Annotated in this window: 17 protein-coding genes and 4 tRNA genes; 14 read left to right on the top strand and 7 right to left on the bottom strand. The window is 60.0% G+C overall.

Annotation, left to right across the window (positions count from 1 at the left end; genetic code table 11):
- Window positions 1-74 precede the first annotated feature (74 nt).
- The gene (zipA, locus tag DCS96_RS08450) at window positions 75-998 is read left to right on the top strand and encodes a cell division protein ZipA (RefSeq protein WP_116473849.1); all 924 of its coding nucleotides are present in this window, start codon (window positions 75-77) and stop codon (window positions 996-998) included.
- A 64-nt stretch (window positions 999-1062) separates the two neighbouring features.
- Window positions 1063-3096: an NAD-dependent DNA ligase LigA gene (gene ligA / locus DCS96_RS08445; protein WP_116473848.1), complete on the top strand. Its 2034-nt coding sequence runs from the start codon at window positions 1063-1065 to the stop codon at window positions 3094-3096.
- An 85-nt stretch (window positions 3097-3181) separates the two neighbouring features.
- On the opposite strand, the gene DCS96_RS08440 is transcribed toward ligA, so the two are convergent.
- A complete protein-coding gene (locus DCS96_RS08440) occupies window positions 3182-3727 on the bottom strand; it encodes a LysM-like peptidoglycan-binding domain-containing protein (protein ID WP_116473847.1) in 546 nt (181 codons plus the stop codon).
- A 236-nt stretch (window positions 3728-3963) separates the two neighbouring features.
- Here DCS96_RS08440 and gltX point away from each other — a divergent pair, with 236 nt between their 5' ends.
- From gltX to DCS96_RS08410, 6 genes are all read left to right on the top strand, one after another.
- Window positions 3964-5376, top strand: a complete 1413-nt coding sequence (gene gltX, locus DCS96_RS08435; protein ID WP_116473846.1) for a glutamate--tRNA ligase — start codon at window positions 3964-3966, stop codon at window positions 5374-5376.
- A gap of 244 nt (window positions 5377-5620) precedes the next feature.
- Window positions 5621-5696 (top strand) — tRNA-Ala (locus tag DCS96_RS08430).
- A gap of 28 nt (window positions 5697-5724) precedes the next feature.
- A tRNA-Ala gene (locus DCS96_RS08425) sits at window positions 5725-5800 on the top strand.
- A 34-nt stretch (window positions 5801-5834) separates the two neighbouring features.
- Window positions 5835-5910, top strand: a tRNA-Ala gene (locus DCS96_RS08420).
- 20 nt (window positions 5911-5930) lie between these two features.
- Window positions 5931-6006, top strand: a tRNA-Ala gene (locus DCS96_RS08415).
- Window positions 6007-6090: 84 nt separating this feature from the next.
- The gene (locus DCS96_RS08410; RefSeq protein ID WP_116473845.1) at window positions 6091-6783 is read left to right on the top strand and encodes a DNA-3-methyladenine glycosylase I; all 693 of its coding nucleotides are present in this window, start codon (window positions 6091-6093) and stop codon (window positions 6781-6783) included.
- On the opposite strand, the gene DCS96_RS08405 is transcribed toward DCS96_RS08410, so the two are convergent.
- Window positions 6771-7370, bottom strand: coding sequence for an arylesterase (locus tag DCS96_RS08405; RefSeq protein ID WP_116473844.1), 600 nt, complete (start codon window positions 7368-7370; stop codon window positions 6771-6773). The genes DCS96_RS08410 and DCS96_RS08405 overlap by 13 nt on opposite strands.
- Here DCS96_RS08405 and DCS96_RS08400 point away from each other — a divergent pair.
- Together DCS96_RS08400 and DCS96_RS08395 are read left to right on the top strand one after the other, a co-directional pair.
- Complete coding sequence (locus tag DCS96_RS08400; protein WP_116473843.1) at window positions 7369-8052, top strand: ABC transporter ATP-binding protein; 684 nt, start codon at window positions 7369-7371, stop codon at window positions 8050-8052. The genes DCS96_RS08405 and DCS96_RS08400 overlap by 2 nt on opposite strands.
- Window positions 8045-10483 carry an ABC transporter permease gene (locus tag DCS96_RS08395; RefSeq protein ID WP_116473842.1) on the top strand — a complete coding sequence of 813 codons (2439 nt, stop codon included), beginning with the start codon at window positions 8045-8047 and terminating at the stop codon, window positions 10481-10483. The genes DCS96_RS08400 and DCS96_RS08395 overlap by 8 nt, the downstream gene beginning before the upstream one ends.
- A gap of 58 nt (window positions 10484-10541) precedes the next feature.
- Here DCS96_RS08395 and DCS96_RS08390 read toward each other — a convergent pair whose 3' ends face one another.
- The 4 genes from DCS96_RS08390 to DCS96_RS08375 all read right to left on the bottom strand — a co-directional run bounded on the left by DCS96_RS08390 (window position 10542) and on the right by DCS96_RS08375 (window position 15785).
- Entirely contained in the window at window positions 10542-11450 is a 909-nt protein-coding gene (locus tag DCS96_RS08390) for a TIGR01777 family oxidoreductase (protein ID WP_116473841.1), read from the bottom strand.
- Window positions 11451-11724: 274 nt separating this feature from the next.
- Window positions 11725-12225 carry a thiol peroxidase gene (gene tpx / locus DCS96_RS08385; protein ID WP_116473840.1) on the bottom strand — a complete coding sequence of 167 codons (501 nt, stop codon included), beginning with the start codon at window positions 12223-12225 and terminating at the stop codon, window positions 11725-11727.
- Between the two features lie 193 nt (window positions 12226-12418).
- Window positions 12419-14575: a phosphate acetyltransferase gene (gene pta / locus DCS96_RS08380; RefSeq protein ID WP_116473839.1), complete on the bottom strand. Its 2157-nt coding sequence runs from the start codon at window positions 14573-14575 to the stop codon at window positions 12419-12421.
- A gap of 10 nt (window positions 14576-14585) precedes the next feature.
- Window positions 14586-15785 (bottom strand): acetate kinase, encoded by a 1200-nt coding sequence (locus DCS96_RS08375; protein WP_116473838.1) that lies wholly within the window; start codon window positions 15783-15785, stop codon window positions 14586-14588.
- Between the two features lie 272 nt (window positions 15786-16057).
- Between DCS96_RS08375 and yfbV the strand changes: the two genes are divergently transcribed.
- From yfbV to DCS96_RS08355, 4 genes are all read left to right on the top strand, one after another.
- Entirely contained in the window at window positions 16058-16495 is a 438-nt protein-coding gene (yfbV, locus tag DCS96_RS08370; RefSeq protein WP_116473837.1) for a terminus macrodomain insulation protein YfbV, read from the top strand.
- Window positions 16496-16606: 111 nt separating this feature from the next.
- Window positions 16607-17374, top strand: coding sequence for a M15 family metallopeptidase (locus DCS96_RS08365; RefSeq protein WP_116473836.1), 768 nt, complete (start codon window positions 16607-16609; stop codon window positions 17372-17374).
- A gap of 600 nt (window positions 17375-17974) precedes the next feature.
- On the top strand, window positions 17975-19468 hold the full coding sequence (locus tag DCS96_RS08360) for an alanine/glycine:cation symporter family protein (RefSeq protein WP_116473835.1): 1494 nt from the start codon (window positions 17975-17977) through the stop codon (window positions 19466-19468).
- Between the two features lie 296 nt (window positions 19469-19764).
- The gene (locus tag DCS96_RS08355) at window positions 19765-21210 is read left to right on the top strand and encodes an NAD-dependent succinate-semialdehyde dehydrogenase (RefSeq protein WP_116473834.1); all 1446 of its coding nucleotides are present in this window, start codon (window positions 19765-19767) and stop codon (window positions 21208-21210) included.
- A 146-nt stretch (window positions 21211-21356) separates the two neighbouring features.
- On the opposite strand, the gene DCS96_RS19055 is transcribed toward DCS96_RS08355, so the two are convergent.
- Complete coding sequence (locus DCS96_RS19055; protein ID WP_198649963.1) at window positions 21357-22124, bottom strand: hypothetical protein; 768 nt, start codon at window positions 22122-22124, stop codon at window positions 21357-21359.
- Between the last annotated feature and the right edge of the window lie 111 nt (window positions 22125-22235).

The raw sequence follows: 22235 nt of genomic DNA, 5'->3' as shown, positions 1-22235 counted from the left end.
TAATCCACTGGCCGAATGACGTATCGCCATTGGGATGACGCCGCCCGAACACCAGCATATTTAGAGAACCGATAATGCAGGATTTGCGAATTATCTTGATCATCATAGGGGCAATTGCGATTGCCGCACTCCTGATCCACGGTTTGTGGACCAGCCAAAAGGGGCGTCAGAAGCCAATTCGTGAAAAGCCCATGAATAAGGTGGCGACACAGACGGCAGATGGCAAGGGCTTTGATGAGGATGGCATCGGCAAGGTACGGGTAGTGCAGCAGCCCAGGCGGCGCCTGGATGATGACGAAGATAACATTCCTGTCGCCGCGCCGAATGTTTCTGCCTACGACAGCGAAGATGAGGAAGACGAACCGCATCTTGGCCTGTCTACCCCGCCGGCGGCACAGGCTAAACCCAAATCCGCAGAGATTGAGCGGCAGCATCGGTATGAACAGGGAGAAATCGATCCCCTGTTTGACGAGCCAGAGGCCGAGCCTGCGGTGGTGACGGAAACCGCCAATGCCGCCCAGGCTGCTCCGGCGGCTGCCCGGGGCATGGAGCCCACTGTTACCCCTCGTCCGAAGACCTGGCAGGATGTCTATGTGGTGAACCTGATGGCCAGGCCCAACCAGCGGCTGCAAGGCCGGACCCTGATGCAGGTGCTGACCGCCCTGGGCTTTAAATTCGGCGATATGGATATCTTTCATCGTCACCAGAGCCCATCCGGTCAGGGCGAAGTGATGTTCAGCCTGATCAATATGGTCAAGCCGGGGACCTTTGACCCCAACGCCATGGCGGATTTTACGACCCCCGGTATTTCGATTTTTATGCAGTTACCCGAGCCGGGCCTGGGCAAGGTGCATTTTAATCTGATGATCCAGGCGGCCGAAACCCTGGCCGAAGAGCTGGACGGCCTGTTGTTCGATGGCGAACGCTCGCCGCTCAGCCCGGACTACCTGGCCCATTGCCGGGAACAGCTGCGCGACTACGACAATCAGCTGAACTAACTTTTTCTTCATGATCCACAGTGCGGCTCTGAGCCGCACTTTTTGTTGTAGCGGAACTCTTCTTATGTCTGATCCCCATGCCCGTCTGCTCGCCCTGAGAGCACAACTCGATACCTATAACGAACAGTATTATGTGGCCGACGCCCCAACCGTGCCCGATGCCGAGTATGACCGGCTGATGCGCGAGCTGGTGGCGCTGGAACAGGCGCATCCCGAGTGGCGGGATCCCGACTCGCCCAGCCAGAAGGTCGGCGGCATGCCCGTGTCTGCGTTTCCCGAAGTTCAGCACCTGCTGCCCATGCTGTCGCTGGATAATGTGTTTAGCGATGAGGAACTGATCGCCTTTGAAAAGCGGGTACGGGATCGCCTGGATCGCAGTGAACCACTGGAATTCTGCTGCGAGCCCAAGCTGGATGGCCTGGCAGTGAGCCTGGTCTACGAGCAGGGGCGGCTGGTGCAGGCCGCCACCCGGGGTGACGGCAACACGGGCGAGGGCATTACCGAAAATGTGCGCACCATCAAGTCGATTCCGCTCCGGCTGAGAGGCGATGACTGGCCAACCCGGCTGGAGGTGCGCGGGGAGGTATTTATGCCGAGGGCCGGCTTTGAGGCCATGAACGAGGCGGCTCGCGCCAATGGCGACAAGGTGTTTGCCAATCCCCGCAACGCCGCCGCCGGCAGCTTGCGTCAGCTGGATTCGCGTATTACCGCCAGGCGGCCGCTGGCCTTCTACTGCTACGGGATCGGCCTGGTGGAAGGCGAACCCCTGGGAGAACGGCACTACGATATCCTGCAGCGCCTCAAGGGCTGGGGCCTGCCGGTGAGCCCGGAAGTCAGGCGGATGCAGGGCAAGGCCGGTTGTCAGGCCTATCACGATGATATCCTGAGCCGCCGCGACCAGCTACCCTACGAGATTGACGGCGTTGTCTACAAGGTGGATGAATTGGCTCTGCAGGCCAGGCTGGGCTTTGTGGCCCGGGCACCGCGTTGGGCCACGGCCCACAAGTTTCCGGCCCAGGAGGAGCTGACCCGGCTGCTGAACGTGGAATTCCAGGTGGGCCGGACCGGCGCCATCACCCCGGTGGCCAAGCTGGCGCCGGTGGCGGTAGCGGGGGTAACAGTGTCCAACGCCACCCTGCATAATGCCGATGAAATCGCCCGCCTGGGGGTGATGATCGGGGATACAGTGATCGTGCGCCGGGCTGGTGATGTTATCCCGCAGGTGGTGGCGGTGGTGATGGAGCGCCGTCCCGACGATGCTGGGGTTATCGCATTTCCCGAACGGTGCCCTGTGTGTGAGTCCGAGATAGAACGTATCGAAGGTGAGGCGGTGGCCCGCTGTACCGGTGGTCTGTTCTGTGGCGCCCAACGCAAAGAGGCGATCAAGCATTTCTCCTCACGCAAGGCACTGGATATCGAAGGCCTGGGCACCAAGATAGTTGAGCAGCTGGTGGAACTGGAGCTGGTCAAGACACCGGCGGATCTGTTTCATCTGAGCCATCAACAACTGGCTGGCCTGGAACGCATGGGTGACAAGTCTGCGACCAATGTGCTGGCGGCGCTGGACAAGGCGCGCACCACCACTCTGGCCCGCTTTCTTTATGCGCTGGGGATCCGGGAGGTGGGGGAGGCCACCGCCAACAACCTGGCCCAGCACTTTTTAACCCTGGATGCCCTGGCGGGGGCCGAGGTCGAGTCCCTGCTGACGGTATCGGATGTGGGTGAGGTGGTGGCCAAGCATATCTACTTTTTTTTCCGCCAGCCCCACAATCTGGAGGTGGTCAGGCAACTGGTCGCACCGCGTGACGAGGGGGGCTGCGGCATCCACTGGCCCGCCATCGAGGCCCCCAGGGCAGAGAGCCAGCCCCTGGCAGGGCAGACTTTTGTGCTGACCGGAACCCTGACCCGCTTGTCCCGTAACGAAGCCAAGGCGGCGCTACAGGCCCTGGGCGCCAAGGTCGCGGGGTCGGTCTCGGCCAAGACCCATTATCTGGTGGCGGGGGAGGCGGCCGGCTCCAAGTTGACCAAGGCCCAGGAACTGGGGGTGGCAGTCATGGATGAAGAGGGCTTGGTGGCCCTGCTGGCCCGACATGGTTGAGAACCGTGGGTCCGGACTGGTTCGGGCCCACAACCTGGCGACTAGCCTCTGATGCGGCCTTATCCGGCCGCATTTCCAGCTTGGGCTATTGGGTATCTACCTGTGCGAATTCCTGGCCCAGGCGACGGAAGGCGCCGACGAGCAGCCCCTGCTCGCGGATCTCCAGGTAATGCAGCTGCCCCTGGCCGTCGAGGATCAGGATCAGGTTCTGTCCGGCACGCAGGTTGCTGATTGGCTTGTAACTGGGTTCGGCCCGAACCAGGGCGATCACATCCTGACCCGGCAGTTGCAGGGTTCGAAACAGCGATGACAGTGTCTCGCCCTGGGCAACCCTGTGGTCCAGGCGCTCGCCCCCCTCGGGGATGGGCAGGGTGTTGCTGTGGTCCGTGCCCAGCGGTATAGGTAATGTGCCCGAGACCGGCGCGGGCGGCACCGTGGGGGCAGGCTGCCATAGCAGCAACAGCAACCAGAGCGGCAGCAGCAGCAGGATGCCGGTTCTGTGCCCTTTGGGGAGCCGGGCCAAGGCGTCCAGCCCCCGGCCCAGGCCTTGGCGGGCGGGCAGGGTCAGCTCGTTTAATGTGGTGCCGAAAGAATTTGATCTTCGGCCGGTATCCGGTTTTCGTCTGGTCATGATTAAGGCCCTCTCTGGCGTTAGTGTATCCAGCTTGAGGTCATGCCGACAAGCGGTCGGACTCGGTGGATGACAACTTTTGTCTGCCGCCGGCCGGCCATTGACGTTAATGTGGCCGTTCCGCCCGGCGGACACGGATACAAAGCGTTTCACCCGCCCGCCACGGGTGTTAAAATAGCCACCATTTCATTTCTACGAGGCTCATTTGGGCCGTCGACTCAGCTAAGGCAGAAAGAATGACAGTTAAAACGCGGTTTGCCCCCAGTCCCACCGGCTTTCTTCACGTAGGTGGTGCCCGTACGGCCCTCTACTCCTGGCTTTACGCCCGGCATCAGCAGGGCGAATTCGTGCTGCGTATCGAAGATACTGACCTGGAGCGTTCCACCCAGGAAGCCATCGACGCCATCCTGGAAGGCATGAACTGGCTGGGCCTGAGCTGGGACGAGGGTCCCTATTATCAGACCCGGCGTTTTGACCGTTACAATGCGCTTATCGACCAGCTGCTGGCCGAGGGCAAGGCCTATAAATGCTACTGTTCCAAGGAGCGGCTCGAGGCGTTGCGGGAGCAGCAGATGGCCGCGGGTGAAAAGCCCCGCTACGACGGGACCTGCCGCCACGGCAACACTGAGCATGCCACCGATGTTCCTTGTGTGGTGCGTTTCAAGAACCCCGAGGAAGGTTCCGTGGTGTTTGACGATCATGTCCGCGGCCGTATCGAAATCGCCAATCGGGAACTGGACGACCTGATCATCCGCCGTACCGACGGCGCCCCCACCTATAACTTCTGTGTGGTGGTGGACGACTGGGACATGGAGATAACCCATGTGGTACGCGGCGAAGACCATATCAACAACACCCCGCGCCAGATCAATATCTACCGGGCCCTGGGCGCCCCCGTTCCCGAATTCGCCCATGTGTCGATGATCCTGGGTGACGACGGTGCCAAGTTGTCCAAGCGTCACGGTGCCGTGAGCGTGATGCAGTACCGGGACGATGGCTATCTGCCCCAGGCCTTGCTCAACTACCTGGTGCGGCTGGGCTGGTCCAATGGCGATCAGGAAATTTTCTCCCTGGAGGAGATGATTGAACTGTTCTCGCTCGACGCCATCAGCAAGTCGGCTTCTGCCTTCAATACCGACAAGTTACTGTGGCTCAACCAGCACTACATCAAGACCCTGCCTGCCGATGAGGTGGCCGGCCATCTGGTATGGCATATGAATGAGCAGGGCATTGTCTTCGAACAGGGGCCGTCCCTGGCCGAGGTTGTCACCCTGTACGCGGAGCGCTGCAATACCCTCAAGGAGCTCGCAGCTCAGAGCCGTTATCTGTTCGAGGACTTCGCCGAATTCGAGGCAGCGGCGGCCAAGAAACATCTGCGGCCGGTGGCCGGCGAGCCCCTGGCGCTGGTGCGCGCCAAACTGGCCGAGCTGGCCGACTGGCAGGCGCCGGCCATTCACGAGGCGATCAATGCCGCTGCTGCCGAGCTGGAGCTGGGTATGGGCAAGGTGGGTATGCCGCTGCGGGTAGCGGTGACCGGCGTCGGCCAGTCGCCGGCCATCGATGGTGTGATTGCGCTGCTCAGCAAGGAGCGGGTGCTGGCCCGTATCGATATGGCGCTGGCGTTTATTGCCGAACGCGCCCAGGGGTAAATCCGACCTCAGCTTTAAGCCGAAAGAAAAAACGGCGCTGTCTTATACAGCGCCGTTTTTTATGGCTGTATTTTTTGGTCTGCGTTCAAATGCCGGCTTCCGGCTAAAATTGGCGGTAATCTAATCAGGGCGTTCAAAAAATGACTGGTTGATCGGCTTTTTTTATTTTCTGGTTGACACAAAAAGGCCCCCTGCCTATTATGCGCCTCGTCTGAACGGACAGGGTCCGGGAAGAAAGATAAGCGGGGCTATAGCTCAGCTGGGAGAGCGCTTGCATGGCATGCAAGAGGTCGGCGGTTCGATCCCGCCTAGCTCCACCACTTATCACAATTGAAATATCTGCCAAATGGGGTTATAGCTCAGCTGGGAGAGCGCTTGCATGGCATGCAAGAGGTCCGCGGTTCGATCCCGCGTAGCTCCACCAAATGGCAGAAAAACCAGTGAAACAGTATTGTTTTGGGGCTATAGCTCAGCTGGGAGAGCGCTTGCATGGCATGCAAGAGGTCCGCGGTTCGATCCCGCGTAGCTCCACCAAAACAATCTGACCCGATTTCGGGGCTATAGCTCAGCTGGGAGAGCGCTTGCATGGCATGCAAGAGGTCCGCGGTTCGATCCCGCGTAGCTCCACCACATAAGAGGCCACCGCAGACAATGCGGTGGCCTTTTTGTTTTGTCACGGGCACAATAAAATAAAGCTCATTTGAGACTTGTTTTATGGAGCACTTCGAACATATCTACCGGCGAGCCTGCGCCCGCAAGGGGGGAGAGGACGCCCTCAGGGCCTTGTTGGCTACCCCCTTGTACAGCTCTGCCGAGCTTGCCGCGATTCCTGACGACAGATGGTTGTCGTCCTTCACCATGAGTATTTTCCAGTCCGGCTTTGTCTGGGATGTGATCCGCAACAAGTGGCCCGACTTCGAGCGCGCCTTCTTCGGCTTTGATCCGGAGAAAATGCTGCTGCTCGATGCCGGCCACATGGAACGACTCAATAACGACAGACGGATCGTGCGTCATGCCAGGAAAATCGCCTCCGTGCCGGCCAATGCCCGTATGGTGCTGGAACTGGGTGAAGCCTGGGGCGGTTTCGGGGCCTTTGTCGCCGGCTGGCCGCCGGATGACAGAGTGGGCTTATGGCAGGTCCTGAAAGCCCACGGCCAGCTGCTGGGCGGCAATATCGCCGCCTACAGCCTGCGGCGGCTGGGCGTGGATACCTTTATCTTTACCCCGGATGTCAGCAGCTATCTACGCCGGCATGGGGTGGTCAGCGCCGGTCTCGGCAGCAAGACCGGCATGAGGCAGGCCCAGGAGGCCTTTATTGGCTGGCGTCGGGAAAGTGGCCTGAGCTTTAGCGAGATCAGCAAGACCATCGCCTTTTCGGTTGGCGATAATCGGCCTCATTCCACATAAGGGCGAAGAAATTCATGTACCTGTCGGGCGATCAGTGGCTGGGCCTGCTCGGTGGGGTGGATGCCGTCATCCATCATCATGCCGCTCTGGCTGATCAGCGGCTCGACAAAGAAAGGCAGCAGGGGCAGCCGGTGTTGCCGGGCCAGTCTGGGGTACAGGCTTTCGAATTGCTCCAGGTAGCGACGGCCATAATTAGGCGGCAGCTTGATCTGGGTCAGTACCACCCGTGCGCCCGCGTCGGTGGCCAGGGTGATCAGGGTATTCAGGTTGCGTTGTATAGATGCCGGCGGCAGGCCGCGCAGGCCGTCGTTGCCGCCCAGGGCGATGATCACCCAGTCGGGCCGATGGCGAACAAGCAACGTCGGTAACCGTTGCAGCCCGCCCAGGGTGGTGTCGCCGCTGACGCTGGCATTGACCAGGTTGATGGGGCGACCTTCCCGCTGCCAGGTATCGGCCAACAGCCGGGGCCAGGCCTGGGCGGCACTCATCCGATAACCGGCGCTTAGGCTGTCACCCAGGATCAGTACGGTGTTAGCATGAGTAACGGATGACACCAGCGCCAAGATGACAACAAGGGCACGCAGCATGACAACACCTCCAATTATTGCGGTAAACGGGCTCAACCACAGGGTTAAAGTGGGAAGCCATTCCCTGTCCATCCTTGAGGGGATAGCGCTGGAAGTCAAGCGCGGCCAGAGCGTGGCTCTGCTCGGCGCCTCCGGTTCGGGCAAGTCTACCCTGCTGGGCCTGCTGGCCGGGCTGGATATTGCCTCGGAGGGGCAGATCCGGATCGGCGGCCAGGAGCTGTCATCCCTGGATGAGGAGCAGCGTGCCGCCCTGCGCGCAAAGTATATCGGTTTTGTATTCCAGTCGTTTCTGTTGCTGCCGACCCTGACCGCCCTGGAAAACGTCATGTTGCCGGCGGATCTGCAGGGCAGGACCGGTAACAGGGAGCGTGCCCTGCTGCTGCTGGAGCAGGTCGGCCTGCGTGATCGAGTCCATCATTTTCCCACTCAGTTGTCCGGCGGAGAGCAGCAGCGTGTGGCCATAGCTCGGGCCTTTATGACCGAGCCCGAACTGCTGCTCGCCGATGAGCCGACCGGCAACCTCGATCATCATACCGGCCAGCAGATAATCGAGCTGCTGTTTCGCCTTAACCGGGAGCACGGTACCACCCTGTTGATGGTCACCCATGACGAGGCCCTGGCCGGCCGCTGCCAGCGTCGTCTGTTGATGAACGCCGGTCACCTGGAGGAGCAGCATGGGTAGCCTGAGCTGGGCCTTGATCTGGCGCGAGGCCAGCCGGGGGCCATTACGCCTGTTTATGTTGGCGCTGGCACTGTGTGTAGCCAGCATACTGAGCGTCACCCTGGTCGCGGATCGGCTGAACAACGCGCTCAAGGTATCGGGACGGGATTATATTGCCGCCGACCGTATTCTCACCGGTAGTCGTGCCGCCGATCCCGGCTGGCTGGATGAGGCCGAGGCCCGAGGCCTGCAGGTGGCACCCGGGCAGAGTTTCAGCAGCGTCTTGTTTGCCAACGACCAGTTGCAGCTGGCCAGCGTGCGGGCGGTGGACCGGCAGTTTCCCTTCTATGGCGAACTGCAGCTGTCGCCGGCGGGAACCGTCAGCCCCGGGACCATCTGGCTGTCGGCGCGCCTGCTGGCCCTGCTCAAAGTCGGCACGGGTGACAGCGTCGAGCTGGGCAACCTGACCCTTACCGTGGCCGGTGAACTGGTCAGGGAGCCGGATGCGGGCTTTTCCCCCTTTCTGCTGGCGCCACGGGCCTTGATCCACCTGGACGACGTGGCGGCCAGTGGCATTGTCATGGAGGGCAGCCGGGTGCGTTATCGTTACCTGTTCAAGGGGGAGCAGGCAGCCCTGGACGGCTTTTACGCCTGGCTGCGTCCGCAGCTGCAGCCGGGGCAACACTGGCGCGGGGCGGATGACGCCGACACCCCGGTGGCCCGCTCCATCGGCCGGGCCGAACAGTTCTTCCGTTTGGCGTCGCTGACCGGTGTCCTGCTGGGCATACTGGCGATGGCCATTGCCCTGGGATATTTCTCCCGGCGGGAGCAGGACAGAATCGCGCTACTCAAGACCCTGGGGGCCGGGCGGCGACAGCTGTTTGGCTGGCTCGGCCGGCTGCTGACCGGCTTGTTGTTGATGGGCTCTGTGCTCGGCGGGCTGCTGGGTTATGGTTTGCACAAGCTGATCCTGCTGGCCCTTGGCGATACCCTGGATATTCCCCTGCCGCCACCGTCGCCGGCGCCGTTTCTGGTGGCCGCCGGGCTGGCGCTGCTGACCACCCTGATGCTGTCGGTGGTGCCCATGGTACGTCTGCTCGGAGTGCCGCCGCTGCGGGTATTACGTCACGAAAGTGAGGCGCGTATCCCGACTTGGTGGAGTGTATCGATCCTGCTGGGTGGCACCTTTGTACTGAGCTGGCTGTTTGCCGGTGAGCTGGGGCTGGCGGCAGGCCTGCTGCTGGGACTGCTGGCCCTGGGAGTACTGTTGGGCACCTTATGCTGGCTGTTGCTGCTTCTGGCCCGACGTCTGGGGGGCGGTATCGCTTTTCGGCTGGCGCTCGGCCGGCTGCAACGGGCCCGGCTGGCAACCCTGGTACAGTTTGGTGGGGTGGCGCTGGCCCTGTTTCTGGGGACCCTGCTGTGGATCGTGCGGGGCGAGCTGGTGGACGGTTTTCTGGCGCGGTTGCCGGCGGACACTCCCAATCGGTTTTTAATCAATATTGCCGAGCTGGAGCGGGAACCGATCCGGCTGCGGCTGCGTGAGGCCGGCCTCGATAGCTCCCAGTTCTACCCCATTGTTCGCGGCCGCCTGACCGGGATCAACGACCGGCCGGTGAACCGGGACGTGGACAGTGCCCAGGGCGGCGGCCAGGGACGGGAGCTCAACCTCACCTATACAGCGGCACTGCCAGACGGCAACCGGCTGCTACAGGGAAGCTGGTCCAATGGGCCGGGTGGCGTGTCGGTTGAGTCTGGTCTGGCGGAGCGCCTGGGGGTGGGGATAGGGGATCGACTAACCCTGGATCTGGCCGGGCAGCAGGTTTCGGCCGAAGTCCGCAACCTCCGGGAAGTGGACTGGGACAGCATGAGGCCCAATTTTTACCTGATTTTCAGCCCCGATGTACTGGCGGACTATTCCGCCACCTGGCTGGCCAGTTTCTACCTGCCGGACGAGCTAAGATCCTTTGAAATCGCCCTTATCCGGGATTTTCCCACCATCACGGTATTCGACGTGGAAGCCCTGCTCGATCAGCTGCGGGCAGTACTGGCCCAGGTCAGTCGGGCCCTGCTGGTGATAATGGCACTGGTGACAGTGGCCAGCCTGCTGGTGCTGCTGGCCCAGGTGGAAGCGACCCTGGATGTGCGTCGACAGGAGCTGGTGTTACTGCGCACCCTGGGAGCGGGGGAAAGGCTGATCACCGCTTCCCTGCGCTGGGAGTGGTTGGCGGCGGGTCTGGCAGCCGGCCTGTCGGCAGCCATGGCGGTGGAGCTGTGTGTGGCCGTACTGCTGCCCTGGTGGCTGGAACTGCCTTGGCAGCCACATCCCTGGGTGTGGCCGAGCCTGCCGCTGCTGGGCGCGGTATTGCTGTTACTGACCGGTCGTGCAGGCGGCATTGTCAAGGGGCCGCTGGCCGTGCGGTTACGGCAACTGGCCCAGGGATTAAGTTAATCTTCCCTGACCAAGCGAGCCGGTGCCCAGGATTTGGCTGGAATGGTTCATCCGTGATTCAAGGGGTGCGCATCACGCTTAGGGTTTCTTTCAGTGCCTTGTCCAGGCTGGGGTAACGGAAGTGGAAGCCGACTTCCTGCAGGCGTACCGGCATCACCCGCTGGCCGTAAAGCAGCAGCTCGGCCATCTCGCCGAACAGCAGCCGCATCGACCAGGCGGGAATACGCAGAAAATGGGGCTTGCTGAGGTTGTGGGCCAGGCAGCGGCTGAATTGTTCATTGGTGACCGGATTGGGGGAGGTGGCGTTAAAGGCCCCGTTGCACTCGTCATGCTCCAGCAGGAACAGGATCAGGTTGACCACATCCTCGATATGGATCCACGACATATACTGCTGCCCAGAGCCGATGGGACCCCCGAGTCCGAGACGATAGCTGGGCAGCATCTTCTTCAGGGCGCCGCCTTCCGCGCCCAGCACCAGCCCCAGGCGGATCACACACACACGGGTATTTTCATTCTGGGCGGCCATGGCCAACTCTTCCCAGCGGGCGCAGACCTGGTGGCTGAATTCCGGGTGGGGGTGAGTGTCTTCATCGACCAGGTTTTCATCCTGGCGGCCGTAGTAACCTACCGCTGAGCCGCTGATAATAACCCTGGGCGGCTTGCTCCCGGCGTTGAGTTTCTCTACCAGGGCCTGGGTTATCTGCCAGCGACTCTGGCAGATGCGCTCCTTTTGCGCCTGGCTCCAGCGCTTGTCGGCAATGGGCTCACCGGCCAGATTGATCACCGCATCGAACTCATCCAGGTTGTTCAGCTCGACCAGCGAATGGATGGCATCGATATCATGACCCAGACGCTGATACACCTTGTTGGGAGAACGGCTGAGTACGCTGACCTGATGATGGGGGCGCAGGTGACTGAGCAGGCGCCGACCGATAAAGCCGGTTCCGCCGGTAACCAGTATCTTCATAAGCCTCTCCTTGTCGCTGACCGTGAGCCGCTGAGAGCGAGCCCCAAGTTCAGGATAACAGAGGAAAACTGATCCGTGTTGAATGAATGCGCACAATGGGGTGTTGAATGAAGCCGGGGGCGACAAAGGCCGGCACCGGCCGAAGCATGGCGACCGGTGCGACCTGGCCCTGTTATCCACATTAACTGTGCATAAGTCTGTAGATTAACCTGGGCTTTCTGGCTAGTTTCTTGATATTAAAACAAAAAACAAATCGGACAGGGATCCGGCAAGATCAGGACAATGCCTGAATCGCCGCCTCGTAGTTCGGCTCGTTGGTCAGTTCCGGCACCAGTTCACCGTACACCACCTGGCCTTGTTCGTCGATACAAACTACGGCACGGGCACTTAGTCCACGCAGGGGTCCGTCGGCCAGTGCGACGCCGTAGTTGCTCAGGAAGTCTCCGTGGCGAAAGGCGGAGGCCACCTGTACCCTGTCGAGGCCTTCGGCACCACAGAAGCGGTTGGCGGCAAAGGGCAAATCCATGGATACGCACAACACCTGGGTATTGTCCAGGGAGGCTGCCTTTTCGTTGAATTTACGCACGCTGGTGGCGCACACGGCAGTGTCTATGCTTGGAAAAATGTTGAGCAGCAGCTTCTTGCCGGCGTAATCGGACAGGCGGATATCGGCGAGGTCGACGCCGGTCAGGGTAAAGTCGGGGGCGGCCTGACCGGCGGCAGGAAATTGGCCGGATACGGTAACGGCGTTGTCTTTGAAGGTCACTGAGGACATGATCATCTCCTTATGGTTACACGCTTAAAGTAGCACTTTTAATTATAAGGGAAAGGTTTTTTATACAGCCAGCGGTATATGTAGCCAGGACACGGGAAAAGGAGAGCAACCGGGAGAGTATGCGGTCGGCGCTCGGCCCCGGACAATCCGGGGCCATGTCTTAGTGTCCGCTCCTGGCCCGAACGGCCGGGGGCTATGTGACCTGCTGGCCGGCCTGGATGGCGGTCAGGGCGATGGTATAGACGATATCGTCGACCAGGGCACCGCGAGACAGATCGTTGACCGGTTTGCGCATGCCCTGCAGCATGGGACCGATGGATACCAGTTCTGCGGAACGCTGTACCGCCTTGTAGGTGGTATTGCCGGTGTTCAGATCCGGAAAGATAAACACGGTGGCCTTGCCCGCCACCGGCGAGTTGGGGGCCTTGGACTTGGCGACATTTTCCATGATGGCGGCATCGTATTGCAGTGGGCCGTCGATCACCAGATCCGGACGTTTCTCCTTGGCCAGGCGGGTAGCCTCCCGCACCTTGTCGACATCCACCCCGGTACCAGAGGTCCCCGTGCTGTAGGAGATCATTGCCACCCTGGGTTCGATGCCGAAGGCCTGGGCCGATTCCGCCGACTGGATGGCGATTTCCGCCAGCTGCTCGGCGCTGGGATCCGGATTGATTGCGCAGTCGCCGTAGACCAGAACCTGGTCCGGCAGCAGCATAAAGAACACCGACGATACCAGAGAAGATCCGGGGGCGGTCTTGATGATCTGCAGTGGGGGGCGAATGGTGTTGGCGGTGGTGTGGATGGCGCCGGAGACCAGGCCGTCCACCTCGTTGCGCTCCAGCATCATGGTGCCCAGTACCACATTGTCTTCCAGCTGCTCCCGGGCGACGACTTCGGTAATGCCCTTGGCCTTGCGCAGCTCAACCAGACGCTCGATATAGTTGTCGCGCACCTGGGCCGGGTCCACTATGTCGACCCGCTCATCCAGGTTGACCCCCTGTTGGGCTGCGACCCGCATGATCTCTTCCCGGTTACCCAGCAGCACGGGGCGAGCAATGCTGCGTTCGGCGCAGATGGCCGCGGCCTTGATGGTGCGTGGTTCTTCGCCTTCCGGCAGTACCACCCGTTTGGCGGCCCGGCGTGCCAGCTCGGTGAGCTGATAACGAAAGGCCGGCGGGCTAAGGCGTCGGCTGCGGCTGGACTTGGCGCTGAGGGATTCGATCCAGTGCTTGTCGATATGGCCGGCGACATAATCCTGTACCAGCTCAATCCGGTCGCTGTCGTCTACCGGGATTTCCAGGTTGAAGTGCTGCAGGCTGACCGCCGTCTGCCAGGTATTGGTGTCGACCATCAGGATCGGCAGGCCGGTCTCGATAGCTCGCTGGCATAGTGCCATGACCTGGGGCTCGGGATGATAGCTGCCGGTAAGCAGCAGGGCGCCAATCTTGACCCCGTTCATGGCGGCCAGGCAGACGGAGACCAGCACGTCGGAACGATCCCCCGAGGCGACCATCAGGCTGCCGGGGCGGATATGCGCCACCAGGTTGTGTATGGCCCGGGCACAGAAGGTAACGCTCTGCAGGCGACGGCTGTTGAGCTCGCCCTCATTGATGATATTGGCGTTCAGGTGGCGGGCCAGATCCACGGCGCGGGGAGTAACCAACTGGGTATTCCAGGGAATACAGCCGAGGATGCGCAGCGGGGTCTTGCCGAATACCTGCAGTACCTCCAGGTTGGGAGACAGGGACTCGCCCCTGGCGTTGGCGTTGAACATTTCGGTCAGATCGGGACGGGCGTTGCCCTGTTCATCGACCGGCGCGCCCACCTTGTTGATGATGCAACCCACGATGCGCTTGTTGGCGACCCCTCCGAAGTTGGCACAGGCCAGCTCGATTCGCTCCTTCAGCTGCTGGCTGGAGTCATTGCCGGGTTGGGCGATAAATACCATGTCGGCATCCAGCGCCTTGGCCACATCATAATTGATGCGGTTGGCAAAGGGTTGCTTGTCGGTCGGGATCAGACCCTCCACCACCACTACTTCGGCACAGCTGTCTCGCACATGCTTCTCATAGCGGGCGACGATCTCTTCCAGCAGCACATCCAGGCTTCCGGCGGAGATCATGCTTTCGGCATAGCTGAGGGCAAAGGGCTCGGGTGGCATGATATGGGAGCCGTTGGCGATCACCGCGCTGGAATGATCCTGGCTCTTGCGGCGGGTCCTGGGCTGGGAGACGGGCTTGAAAAAGCTGATATTGACCCCGTTGCGCGCCATGGCGCGCACCATGCCCAGGCTCACCGAAGTGGCGCCGACACCGCTGCTGACGGGGATTAACATGATAGTTCTGGCCATGATGGGTACCTTACTTGCTTGCCAGTGTCAGGGCGTCCTGGGCGATGACCCATTCCTCGTTGGTGGGCAGCACCCAGGCCGGCGTGCTGTCGGCAGTGGTAATGCGACCGGCAGTGCCAAACCGGGCCCGGGTGTTGGCGTCGTTATCCACCTTAAAGCCTAGCAGGCCGAGTTGTGACAGGGTCAGCTCCCGCACCAGGCTGGAGTTTTCGCCGATACCGCCGGTAAAGACCACGCTGTCGAGGCGTCCGTCCAGGGCGCAGGCGTAGCCGGCGATATACTTGGCCAGGCGGTAGCAGAATATATCCAGGGCGCGCTTGGCGGCCGGCAGGCTATGATAGTTGTCTTCGGCGAAGCGGCAGTCGCTGCTCTCTTCAGTCAGGCCGAGCAGGCCGGACTCCTTGGTCAGCATGCGGTTGATGCGTTCCGTGCTGTAACCCAGTACATCGTGCAGATGAAAGATGAGCGCCGGGTCGATATCGCCACTGCGGGTGCCCATTACCAGGCCTTCCAGCGGGGTCAGGCCCATGGAGGTGTCCACCGAACGGCCGTTCTTGATGGCACAGACGGAGGCGCCGTTGCCCAGGTGGCAGCTGATGATATTCAGCTCGGTTACCGGCTTGTCCAGCAGCTTGGCGGTTTCCTGGGTGATATAGTAATGGCTGGTGCCGTGCATGCCGTAGCGGCGAATGCCCTGTTCCCGGTACAGGCTGTAGGGGATGGCATAAAGGTAGGCGTGCTCGGGCATGGACTGGTGGAAGGCGGTATCGAATACTGCTACCTGAGGCAGATCGGGAAAAGAACTGCGGGCCGAGGCGATACCGACCAGGTGGGCGGGATTATGCAAGGGAGCCAGGCTGGCACAGTCCGCTATGCCCTGGATCACGGCGTCATCGATCAACACGGAGTGGGTGAACTGTTCACCACCGTGTACCACCCGGTGACCGACAGCACTTAGGTGATGCATTAAATCCGGATTAGGTGTAAGCAGGTGTTGTACGATAAAATCCAGCGCCTGCTGATGGGCGGCACCGGCGCCCAGCTCGGCATTGCCTTTCTCGCCCATAAGCTTCCACTTGATGCGGGCGTCGGGCAGGTAAAAACATTCGGCCAGGCCGGAGAGTTTTTCATCGCCGTTTTCGGCGTCGAGGATGGCAAACTTCAGCGACGAGCTGCCGCAGTTGAGGACAAGGACCAGCTTACTACTCATACATCAAACCTTTTCGTCAGGGATGTCGAAAAATTTTTCTGCCCGGGGCACAGGGTCGGGCATTAACTATTTTTAACTCTATCCTTAAGGTAAGAATCATTTTCCGGTAGAAAACTGAGTCGAATGCATCCCTGATATAACCAAGGCGGTTAGCGGGTGGGATTATAGCCTTTTTTTGTCATAAAATAACGGAAAAATAGGATTGCTTTTTCTCTATAACCGATGAGCTGTAACTTAGTAACAAATACGCAAAATGTAGACCGGGAGGATTTATGGGCGTGTTAGCAAACACCCTGTACCGGGGCAAGCAATACCTGGCGATATGGCCTCAGGAAAAACAACTGGCGGCTTTGTTTCCCGAGTACCGCATTATGGCAGCGACCCGCCTGGGGGTGAAAACCATGCCGGCGCTGATCACCTTCAGCCTGCTGTGCCAGTTCCAGTTCGGGGAACCCGGCCTGTGGCCCAGTGTGGTGGCTTCGGTACTGTTTCTGGCCAGCCTGCCGGTGCAGGGACTGTACTGGCTGGGCAAGCGTGCCGATACCCTGCTGCCGCCGTCGTTGGTTAACTGGTACCGGCAGCTGCACCAGAAAATAGCCGCCGCCGGTGTCAAGGTGAAGGAGCCGGTGGCCCGGCCCCGCTACTTCGAGTTGGGGGAAACCCTCAGCGTTGCCTTCAGGCAGCTGGACAAGTCGTTTATCAATGAGTGAGGGTCTGCCGGCAGGCCCCCTGCCACTATGGTCCTGGCCGCTCCTTCGCTGCTTGCAAAGTGGGGGCGAATTGGACAGGCTGGGGTACCTTTCTTCCCAAGCATGACGCCGATGAACTTTTTGTCTCAACCCCTGCCTCAGCTGCCCGCACCGGACTGGGCGCAAATTCAGGCCTTGCCCATTGTCGAGAATGGAGACTCCCTGGTGCCCCTGGGGCTGGTTTCTTCTCCCCTGCGGGTGTATCCGGCCTATTTTCATCTCGGCGTACCCCAGGCGCTGTCGGAATGCCATGTTCGTCGATCGGTGCTGGCCCGTCTGCAGCAGGCCGCCCGCCTGCTGCCGGCCGGTATCGAGCTGGTGGTATTGGATGGCTGGCGGCCACTGGCGGTACAGCAGCACTTGTTTGATACCTTGCAGCGGGCCATGCAGGCCCATTTCCATCAGCAATCAGAAGCCGAAATCACCGCCCGTACCCGGCAATTTGTGGCGCCGCCGAGCAGCGATCCCCGCTCTCCGAGCCCCCACTTAACCGGCGGCTCCGTGGATGTTACCTTGTGTGACAGTGATGGTATCTTCCTGGATATGGGCACGGAGTTTGACGATGTCACCCCCTGGTCATATACCACCGCCTTCGAGGGGATCAGCCGGCCCGATGGCCGTGAGGCGGAGGTGATTGAGAATCGCCGACTGTTGTACAGCATCATGACCCGGGTCGGATTCAGTAACCTGCCCAGTGAATGGTGGCATTTCGATTATGGCAATCAGAGCTGGGCCTGGTACAGCCATCAGCCTCAGGCAGTCTTTGGTCCGGTGGCGCTGGCCAGTATTGAAAGCCGCTGGCGCCAGCAGGTCAGTCGCTTTGCCGACAGCTATCTGTAGTCGGTGATGTGACCTCAACCGCTCACCACATTAGCTGCATTATCATTATCGGTGGGCGGGCCCTGGCTTTTTGCAGCCATCCCGCCTGGCCGGATTGACCATATTATCTGCTGCTAATGCTGTAATTTCAGCCATCCGGGGCCAGTACTTCCGCCAGACACCTTGTTAAATCTTCTTGCATAGCGTTTCTTTACAGTAAATGAAAATGTGATATCCCTTACATATTTTAAAATTGTACAGGCTGTTCAGCCAAGACAGTTTTTACCTTGTCTTCATCTTTATGCATTTCCCAATGCGGCGAAAGCGCTCCCAGTGATACGTATTAAACTACTGATAAATAATGATTTTATTTGTATCTTTCGGCGTTTTTCGGAAACCGACAGCGCGGGAGATATACGTTGTTATTTAATTGTTAATCGCGCTTGCCGTTATGGATGAGAAATTCTAATCATTCTCCCCCCTTGTACAGTTTCTCCTCTGATAGTACTTTGCCCTGCACTTAACAGTCGTGCTTGCCCGATTGTTAAATAAAGAGTTCCTGTTACAGGATGATGTGCTGTTTAATGCGGTTCCCCCGGAATCAGAACAAAGGACGTTACTATGAGTGACTTGGTTAATGCGATAAATGGCTATATCTGGAGCCTGCCCCTGATCTATCTGTGTCTGGGGGTGGGCTTGTACTTTTCCATTCGAACCCGCTTCCTGCAAGTACGGCATGTCAAGGAAATGGTGCGCCTGATGTTTAAAGGGGAGTCCTCTCCTGGCGGTATCTCCTCCTTCCAGGCGTTGACCCTGTCACTGTCCGGCCGGGTCGGTACCGGTAATATCGCCGGTGTGGCGACCGCCATTACCTTTGGTGGTCCCGGGGCTGTATTCTGGATGTGGATGGTGGCCTTCCTGGGTGCCGGTACCGCCTTTATCGAGTCGACCCTGGCGCAGATCTACAAGGAAAAAGACGACAATGGCCTGTACCGTGGCGGCCCTGCCTACTACATAGAAAAAGGGCTGGGCATGGGCTGGTATGCCTGGATCTTTGCCTTTGCCACCGTGCTGGGTTGCGGCCTGTTGCTGCCTGGCGTCCAGGCCAACAGTATCGCCTCCGGTATTGAAAACGCCTTCGGTATCCCGTCTTCCGTTTCGGCTGCCGTGGTGGTGGTGATGCTGGGCCTGATCATCTTCGGTGGCGTCAAGCGTATCGCTCACTTCACCCAGGTTGTGGTTCCCTTTATGGCACTGGGTTATATCCTGGTGGCCGGTGTGATCATTGCCCTCAACATTGAGATGATCCCCGATGTGATCAGTCTGATTGTCGGCAGTGCCTTTGGCATGAAAGCCGGTTTCGGCGCCATCCTGGGCCTGGCCATCGAATGGGGCGTGAAGCGCGGTATCTATTCCAACGAAGCGGGTCAGGGTACGGGTCCTCATCCTGCCGCCGCCGCCGAAGTATCGCATCCCGCCAAACAGGGCCTGGTGCAGAGCTTCTCCGTGTATGTCGACACCCTGTTCGTGTGTTCGGCCACCGCCTTTATGGTGATTATCACCGGTGCCTATAACGTGATGGGCAAGACAGGCGAGACTTTGGTTGAGAATCTGCCAGGTGTGTCGGCCGGTCCCGGCTACACCCAGGCAGCCGTGGAAAGCATCATGCCCGGTTTCGGCAGCATGTTTGTTGCCATTGCCCTGTTCTTCTTCGCCTTCACCACCATCCTGGCTTACTACTACATTGCCGAAACCAACGTGGCTTACATCAACCGTAAGATCCACAGACCCTGGCTGGTCTTTGCCCTGAAAATCGCCCTGATGGCCTCTGTGGTATACGGCGCGGTGAAGACGGCGGATCTGGCCTGGGGCCTGGGTGATATCGGTGTGGGTCTGATGGCCTGGCTGAATATCGTCGCTATCCTGCTGTTGCAGAAGCCGGCGCTGGTGGCACTGAAAGACTACGAGGCACAACAGGCCCAGGGTCTGGATCCTCAGTTTGACCCGGAGAAGCTGGGCATCAAGAATGCGGACTTCTGGAACAAGGGTAAGCATGTGCAGCCGCAGCCCCAGGCTGATGACAGCATTGCTCCTGTGCAGGTAGAACGCAGCTAACGAGGCTGGTTTTTCCCCACGCCCTCAACAACAAGGCCGGATATCATATCCGGCCTTGTTGTTTTTGGATCCTGTCCGGGTGGGTTTATGGCTTCTCGAACCGGTTCGGGGTTGGTCCTCCTCAGGGGGGCTTTTTTGTGTACTTATTTGTCCCTAACGACACCACCAGGCTGGACCAACAGCTCGCCTGCCGCTTGCGGTTATACTCCCTTATAGATAAGTTGAGCCTTCCGCATCCGTTTGAATGAGTGCCGCCTGGTGCTCACTCGGCGCAAATCAAATCAAGGAGTAGAAAGATGGACTCTGCAAATCCCCTGTGGCAGACCGGCTGGTATTGTGACGGTGAATGGCGTACGGCCGGCAAGACCTATGAGGTGCGCAATCCGGCCACCGGCGAGGTTATCGCCGAGGTGGCCCGGTGTGGTGATGATGAAACACGGGCTGCCATCGAGGCCGCCGATCGGGCCTTTGCCGGCTGGCGCAAGACCACGCCCAAGGAGCGGGGCGCCGTGTTGCGCCGCTGGCATGATTTGATGATGGCACATCAGCAGGAGCTGGCCGAGCTGATGGTGCTGGAGCAGGGTAAACCCCTGGCCGAGGCCAAGGGGGAGGTGGCCTATGCGGCCAGCTTCCTGGAGTGGTTCGCGGAAGAGGCCAAGCGTGCCTACGGCGAAACCATTCCCAGCCCCAGGCAGGAAAACCGTCTGTGGGTGGTCAAGGAGCCGGTCGGTGTGATTGCCGCCATTACCCCCTGGAACTTTCCCTTTGCGATGATCACCCGCAAGGTGGGGCCGGCCATCGCCGCCGGCTGCACCGCGGTGGCCAAGACTTCGGAAGAAACGCCCCTATGCGCCAATGCCCTGGCGGTGCTGGCGGAGCAGGCGGGGATGCCCAAGGGGGTCCTCAACCTGGTATCGGGGGATGCCGCTGCCATCGGCGATGCCATGATGGACAGCCCCAAGGTGCGCAAGTTCTCCTTCACCGGCTCTACCCGGGTAGGCAAGCTGTTGATGGGCAAGGCCGCCAATACGGTAAAGAAACTGTCGCTGGAACTGGGCGGCAATGCGCCCTTTATCGTGTTTGACGATGCAGATCTGGAGGCCGCCGTGGCCGGTGCCATGGCATCGAAGTTCCGCAATACCGGCCAGACCTGTGTCTGTGTCAATCGCTTCTTCGTGCAGGACGGCATCTACGATGCTTTCGTTAACCGGTTGGCCGAGGCCGCCAGTGACATGAAGGTGGCGGACGGCATGTCGCCGGGGGCCCAGCAGGGACCCTTGATCAATCAGGCGGCACTGGACAAGGTCGAGCGTCATGTGGCCGATGCCCTGGCCAAAGGGGGGCGCCTGGTGTGTGGTGGTCAGCCGCACAGCCTGGGCGGTACCTTTTATCAGCCTACCGTCATCGCCGACGCCAATGAAGACATGATGCTGGCCCAGGAAGAGACCTTCGGCCCGGTCGCCGCCTGTTTCCGCTTCAAGGACGAAGAGGAAGTCCTGGCGCGTGCCAATGCGACCCCCTTCGGGCTGGCCGCCTATTTTTACACCACGGACATCAAGCGGGTGTTTCGGGTCAGCGAAGGCCTGGAATCGGGCATGGTCGGGGTCAATGAGGGGATTATCTCCAACGAGGTGGCGCCGTTCGGCGGGGTCAAGGAGTCGGGCCTGGGTCGGGAAGGTGCCCGTATCGGCCTGGAAGAGTTTATGGAAACCAAGTATGTAAACCTGGGTAACCTGGGTTAAGCATCGCTTGCCGGCCATACTGGCAGTAGCAATCGTGCCGGTTTGAGCGGCTTATTACAACAAAGCCAGGCTTCATCGCGAGCCTGGCTTTTTCATCGGTTGAGGCCGGGGTTCAGTCCCGGCGGATTAGAGTGAACAAATGCTTATCACTCGGCGTTGAGCAGGGCCTGCATCTCCGCTTCAGCCTGTTCCCGGCTTTGTTCCTGGGAAGGGGCCTTCGGCTTCACTCTCTTCACCGGTTGGGCCGCGGCCAGCGCCTTTAACTTTTCTTCTGCCGCTTGCAGCTGCGCCTGGGTTTTGGCCAGCTCATCCCGCAGCTTGGTGCTGGTTTCCGTCACCGGCTCGGCTTTGGCTGCCGGGCCGTCAACTTCCATCGGCAGCAGGGCCGATGCCGGGGATGCGGCATGCTTGGGTGCCGGCACCAGGGCCTGTCCGAGGCCCGCTTGGCCGGCCTTGGCCGTTGCCGTACCGGCGGCGCTTAGCCAGTCTTGCATGGCGCTCGGCCAGACGGCGGCGTGGCCGGTATGGGATTCACTGAATACCTTGGTCTGTTCTTCGGTATTGAGCAGTACCGCCATCTGGTTGGTATCCGAGTTCCATACCAGGCCCGCCTTTTCACTGTCCTGCAACGGGGTGTAGCGGGACATCACATAAAACAGCGGGCCTTCCTGCTGCAGTTCGCTGGCGGTCTTCAGCAAATTGACCGTAGTGTCGTAATGGGGGCCGAGCAGGCCGGTCATCCGGGTCTTGATCACCGGCTGTTCGAACAGGTTGGTGTTGTTCGGATCCAGTCCGACCATGGGCTTGAGCAGGGCCCACATCAGCTGGCCCGGACCCATGGCCAGTAACGGTGCCACGCAGGCGGTTAAACTAAGGCTTAAAAACGTTACTTTAAGCAGGGTTAAGATACGCATCTGAGAATCCACATAAGGTATTGATATAAAAGGAATACCTGTTCGAGTCTGCATTTTGGAAAGGCACTCGGCAACGGGCGGGCGAAAGTTATCATAAATTGTGTAAAAAAG

Source organism: Zobellella maritima, assembly GCF_003075035.1.
In the GTDB taxonomy this organism is placed as follows: domain Bacteria; phylum Pseudomonadota; class Gammaproteobacteria; order Enterobacterales; family Aeromonadaceae; genus Oceanimonas; species Oceanimonas maritima.
Note: the sequence above shows the minus strand (reverse complement) of the source record. Positions and strands in the feature narration are given on the sequence as shown.

Bases quoted from the DNA above. Each gene is read 5' to 3' on its own strand.
- zipA (WP_116473849.1), top strand. From the start codon at position 75: ATGCAGGATTTGCGAATTATCTTGATCATCATAGGGGCAATTGCGATT.
- ligA (WP_116473848.1), top strand. From the start codon at position 1,063: ATGTCTGATCCCCATGCCCGTCTGCTCGCCCTGAGAGCACAACTCGAT.
- DCS96_RS08440 (WP_116473847.1), bottom strand. From the start codon at position 3,727: ATGACCAGACGAAAACCGGATACCGGCCGAAGATCAAATTCTTTCGGC.
- gltX (WP_116473846.1), top strand. From the start codon at position 3,964: ATGACAGTTAAAACGCGGTTTGCCCCCAGTCCCACCGGCTTTCTTCAC.
- DCS96_RS08410 (WP_116473845.1), top strand. From the start codon at position 6,091: ATGGAGCACTTCGAACATATCTACCGGCGAGCCTGCGCCCGCAAGGGG.
- DCS96_RS08400 (WP_116473843.1), top strand. From the start codon at position 7,369: ATGACAACACCTCCAATTATTGCGGTAAACGGGCTCAACCACAGGGTT.
- DCS96_RS08405 (WP_116473844.1), bottom strand. From the start codon at position 7,370: ATGCTGCGTGCCCTTGTTGTCATCTTGGCGCTGGTGTCATCCGTTACT.
- DCS96_RS08395 (WP_116473842.1), top strand. From the start codon at position 8,045: ATGGGTAGCCTGAGCTGGGCCTTGATCTGGCGCGAGGCCAGCCGGGGG.
- DCS96_RS08390 (WP_116473841.1), bottom strand. From the start codon at position 11,450: ATGAAGATACTGGTTACCGGCGGAACCGGCTTTATCGGTCGGCGCCTG.
- tpx (WP_116473840.1), bottom strand. From the start codon at position 12,225: ATGTCCTCAGTGACCTTCAAAGACAACGCCGTTACCGTATCCGGCCAA.
- pta (WP_116473839.1), bottom strand. From the start codon at position 14,575: ATGGCCAGAACTATCATGTTAATCCCCGTCAGCAGCGGTGTCGGCGCC.
- DCS96_RS08375 (WP_116473838.1), bottom strand. From the start codon at position 15,785: ATGAGTAGTAAGCTGGTCCTTGTCCTCAACTGCGGCAGCTCGTCGCTG.
- yfbV (WP_116473837.1), top strand. From the start codon at position 16,058: ATGGGCGTGTTAGCAAACACCCTGTACCGGGGCAAGCAATACCTGGCG.
- DCS96_RS08365 (WP_116473836.1), top strand. From the start codon at position 16,607: ATGAACTTTTTGTCTCAACCCCTGCCTCAGCTGCCCGCACCGGACTGG.
- DCS96_RS08360 (WP_116473835.1), top strand. From the start codon at position 17,975: ATGAGTGACTTGGTTAATGCGATAAATGGCTATATCTGGAGCCTGCCC.
- DCS96_RS08355 (WP_116473834.1), top strand. From the start codon at position 19,765: ATGGACTCTGCAAATCCCCTGTGGCAGACCGGCTGGTATTGTGACGGT.
- DCS96_RS19055 (WP_198649963.1), bottom strand. From the start codon at position 22,124: ATGCGTATCTTAACCCTGCTTAAAGTAACGTTTTTAAGCCTTAGTTTA.